The organism is Aeromonas sp. HMWF015 (assembly GCF_963878965.1).
Lineage (GTDB): Bacteria > Pseudomonadota > Gammaproteobacteria > Enterobacterales > Aeromonadaceae > Aeromonas > Aeromonas veronii.
In genome coordinates, this window is the sequence record NZ_CAWNZT010000024.1 from 1 (window position 1) to 3,616 (window position 3,616).

The window sequence follows — 3,616 nt, forward strand, 5'->3', positions numbered from 1 at the left end:
AATAAACGGCATGGTGGTGTGTGCCAATGTGAGTGCTGGTATGCGTTCGGGTGAGCCTGCAAGAGTGATGAGGTGGGGGTGGGTCAGTGGTTTATTGCTTGGCGGCGGTGGATGGCTCTGTTATGGTAACTGAAATAGCCGTTCGGATGGCTAGATTGCTGCGGTGTGAAGGGCGTTACTTCTGAGGGCGGCCCCGCCGCAGTCCCATAGCTTGATGCGTACCTGACAGGGAGTCCCTATGCCGTTTCGTTCCTTCTTATCTTCTCCTTTGACTGCTTCCTTGCGCGCCACTGCTGGCGCCAGCACCTTTATTGCCGCGATGGCGGTCGGGAGCCTCTCTTTTTCCGCGGTTGCCGCCGATGCGTCCTTGCCGACCAAACAGGAGATTGTGATTGGTACCACGGTGGGGGATTTTGCCGACATGGTGACCGACTCCATCAAGCCGCAGCTGGAGGCCAAGGGGTACAAGGTCAAGCTGGTGGAGTTCACCGATTATGTGACTCCCAATATTGCTCTGGCTGACGGATCACTGGATGTGAACTGCTTCCAGCACAAACCTTATCTGGAGAGTTTTGCCAAAGATCGCGGCTTGTCGCTGGCCCCCATTACCCAGGTGCCAACCGGTCCGATGGGGCTCTACTCCGGCAAGCTGGCGGCACTCGACAAGGTGAAAAAGGGGAGCACGGTGGCCATCCCCAACGATCCCACCAATCAGGCGCGGGCGCTGTTGATGCTGCAGGATCTCGGTTGGCTCACTCTCAAGGAGGGGATAAACCCGCTAAAAGCAAGCGAGTTTGATGTGGTGAACAATCCGCACAATCTCAAGCTGGTACTGCTGGAAGCCGCGCAGTTGCCTCGCTCGCGGGAGGATGTGGACTTCTCGGTGATCAACGGTAATTTTGCCGCCTCCAGCGGAATCCCGTTCAGTGAAGGACTGTTTCTGGAGCGCAGCTACGATTTCATCAACTGGGTGGTGGTGAAAAGCGCAGATGCGGATCAGCCGTTTGCCAAAGATGTGGCGGCAGCCTACAACTCGGCGGCTTTCAAAGCCTATGCAGCAAAGCGTTTTGTCGGCTACAAGTACCCGCAAGGGTGGGGTGGCTAACAGTCGTGAACGTGGCACGGCTATACAACGAAAAACGCCCCGAATTCGGGGCGTTTTTTATGGTAGCAAGCCATCAACGGGCGCTTCACTGGTTGCGATAGAAGCGGTTCAGCTCGTTCATCACCTGGATCATGGCGCCCATATCCGGAGTGCCGTGCTTGATCGGGCGATAGCTGTTGCGCTCCAGCAGTTCGAAGTCACCCTGCTTGTTGAAGTGGGTGATAGTGTCCCCTTCATAGATGGCGAAGTCGTTCTGATCCCCGGCCAGCAGCCAGTTGCGCGGGCTGGTATCAAACAGCGAGCGGCCAACGCTGTAATCGCGCGCCGGATTGCGCACGCCCAGCATCCCCTGCATCAGGGTCGGCGCCAGATCAAAATGGCTGCTTGGTTGTTCCCTAACGTCACTGCCGCGCCCTGGCCAGGCCAGTACCAGCGGTACCTGCACCTGATAGGGTGAGTAGTTGCTGCCTGCGCCCCAGCTGTTGCTGCGGGTGTCGTTGAACTCCTGACCGTGGTTGGAGGTGATGACGACGATGGTGTTGCTGTCCATCCCCTGCGACTGCAATTTGGTCAGCATCTGCTCAAGCAACTGGTCGGTATAGAAGACCGAGTTCTTGTAGCGGTTTTCCAGTTTTTGCAGGTTCTCCGCCCGATAGGCGGTCGCCGGATTGAAGTTGGCAAGCTCCGGTTGGAACGGCCCCTTCATGGTGGCGGGTAACTGGTAGTCGCCGGGGCTCGAGAGATAGACCAGCGAGAACCAGGGACGCTCGGGAGAGCGCTTCTCCAGCCACTGTTGCCAGTCGGTCAGCAGCTTGCCATCGTCACTCTGCTCGGAGACAAACACCTGTTTGCGCAGACCGGCGAGGATGCTCTTGCGATACTTCTGGGCATCTTCCATCGCGCCGAACAGCCCGAACTGGTAATCCTGGCGCAGCATCTCGTCGAACAGCACCGGCGGACGCTTGTCGCTGCTGATGTCCTTGTAGTAGTGACCGGGCAACCCGTAGAAGAGGCTGAACATGCCCATCAGGTCGTCGTTGCCGCCACTCAGGTGATTGCGGAACGTCAGATGCTGATCCGCATAGCGCTGCAGATTGGGCATGTTGATGTTGTTGAGCATGTCAAAGCGCAGCGAATCGACCACCACAATCAGCAGATTGTTGTGAGTCAGGGGGGCGTTGACGTTGAGCGGGCGCAGCGGATAGTGCATCCGGCTGTCGCTGTTATCCCCCTGGGAAGCAGCCTGCTTCTCGTACTGATCCAGATCCAGCCAGCCATGTTTGGCCAGGAAGGAGCGGGCCGTCATGGGGTAGGAGAGGGGGAAGTTGGCTCTCTGCATAGTGATCGGCTGATAGAGGGTTGCATCGGCCCAGCTGTTGACCACGTGGGTCAGAATAAAGCAGATCAGCAGGGCCAGCCCCACCTGATTGCCGTACTGGCGGCGCTTGCGCTTGTTGATCTTGCGCCAGACATAGGCCGACAGCAGCAGTTGCAGCAGGAAGATGGTGGGCACGGCAACGAAGATGATGCTCCAGATTGAGCCCTCTTCGGTTTGCGCCTGATCCAGCAGCAACTGCCATACCTGACTGTTGAGGTGGAACTTGAACAGCCGGAATACCTGGGTGTCGATCAGCAGCAGCACCAGCGCCAGGGTAGCGATGATGGCCGAGATGAACCGCAACGACTTCTCCTTGGGCAGCACGAAGCTGAGCGGGAAGATCGTCAACAGGTAGGTGACAAAACTCAGAAACGAGAAGTGGCCAATCCAGCTTACAACGAGATAGATCACGCCAAGCGTGGTCGATGGCCAGCTGATGGCACCCAGATAACGGGTGGCGATGAGCATGGCCAGAATAATGTTGAAGAAGGAGAACCAATGCCCCCAGGTGATCAGGCGAGAGACATTATCACGATAGGGGTTACCGGTTTCGACCATAGTGATCCATCTGCGTTGAGAAACGTCAAATCAACAGAGTCGGGGACTCAGTGTGCGTCGTGGCGATTATCGACCGATGCGGTCAGGGCCTGGACAAACTTTTCAGTGATGGCTTGGCGCTGGGCCGGTGCCATACCGTTGATGATATTGGTGGTCAGATTGCCAAGCACCATAAGGCTGAGATCCACCGGCGCTTTATGCTTTTCCAGCGCGGTGATCAGGTCGTTCATCAGGGCGTCAAATTGCTCGTTATTGTACTTTGATACGATAGGCATAATCTTCAGTTCATCTCGGTTCAAAGCGCCTTATAATACTTCACCCTTTCGGCTAACACTATGGCTTTGTGACATGAGTCTCGATATCGACAAGATCATTCTTCACTCCTTGCGCCAGGGCGGCGATGGTCAACCCCACGCCGATACACGCAGCCAGACCCTGCCCCCCGACGAGGCGGTACAGGGACTGATGGCGGAACTGCATCGGATCTACAACGGCAAGGGCGGCAAGGGCTTTGGCTTCTTTGCCGACCCCGAGGCCGCCGTCGCCGAGCTGGCCGACGGCATCGATGCTCCCAA

At 57.1% G+C, this 3,616-nt stretch carries 4 protein-coding genes; 2 read left to right on the plus strand and 2 right to left on the minus strand.

Annotation, left to right across the window (positions count from 1 at the left end):
* The first annotated feature begins 319 nt into the window (after positions 1-319).
* On the plus strand, positions 320-1,105 hold the full coding sequence (locus tag AACS18_RS01065; protein WP_108613486.1) for a MetQ/NlpA family ABC transporter substrate-binding protein: 786 nt from the start codon (positions 320-322) through the stop codon (positions 1,103-1,105).
* 85 nt (positions 1,106-1,190) lie between these two features.
* On the opposite strand, the gene AACS18_RS01070 is transcribed toward AACS18_RS01065, so the two are convergent.
* Complete coding sequence (locus AACS18_RS01070; protein ID WP_005352950.1) at positions 1,191-3,041, minus strand: DUF3413 domain-containing protein; 1,851 nt, start codon at positions 3,039-3,041, stop codon at positions 1,191-1,193.
* Between the two features lie 47 nt (positions 3,042-3,088).
* Positions 3,089-3,316, minus strand: coding sequence for a YejL family protein (locus tag AACS18_RS01075; RefSeq protein WP_005333874.1), 228 nt, complete (start codon positions 3,314-3,316; stop codon positions 3,089-3,091).
* A gap of 73 nt (positions 3,317-3,389) precedes the next feature.
* On the opposite strand from AACS18_RS01075, the gene AACS18_RS01080 reads away from it, so the two are divergent.
* On the plus strand, positions 3,390-3,616 hold a 227-nt coding region (locus AACS18_RS01080; protein ID WP_181363373.1), incomplete at its 3' end, for a nucleoid-associated protein.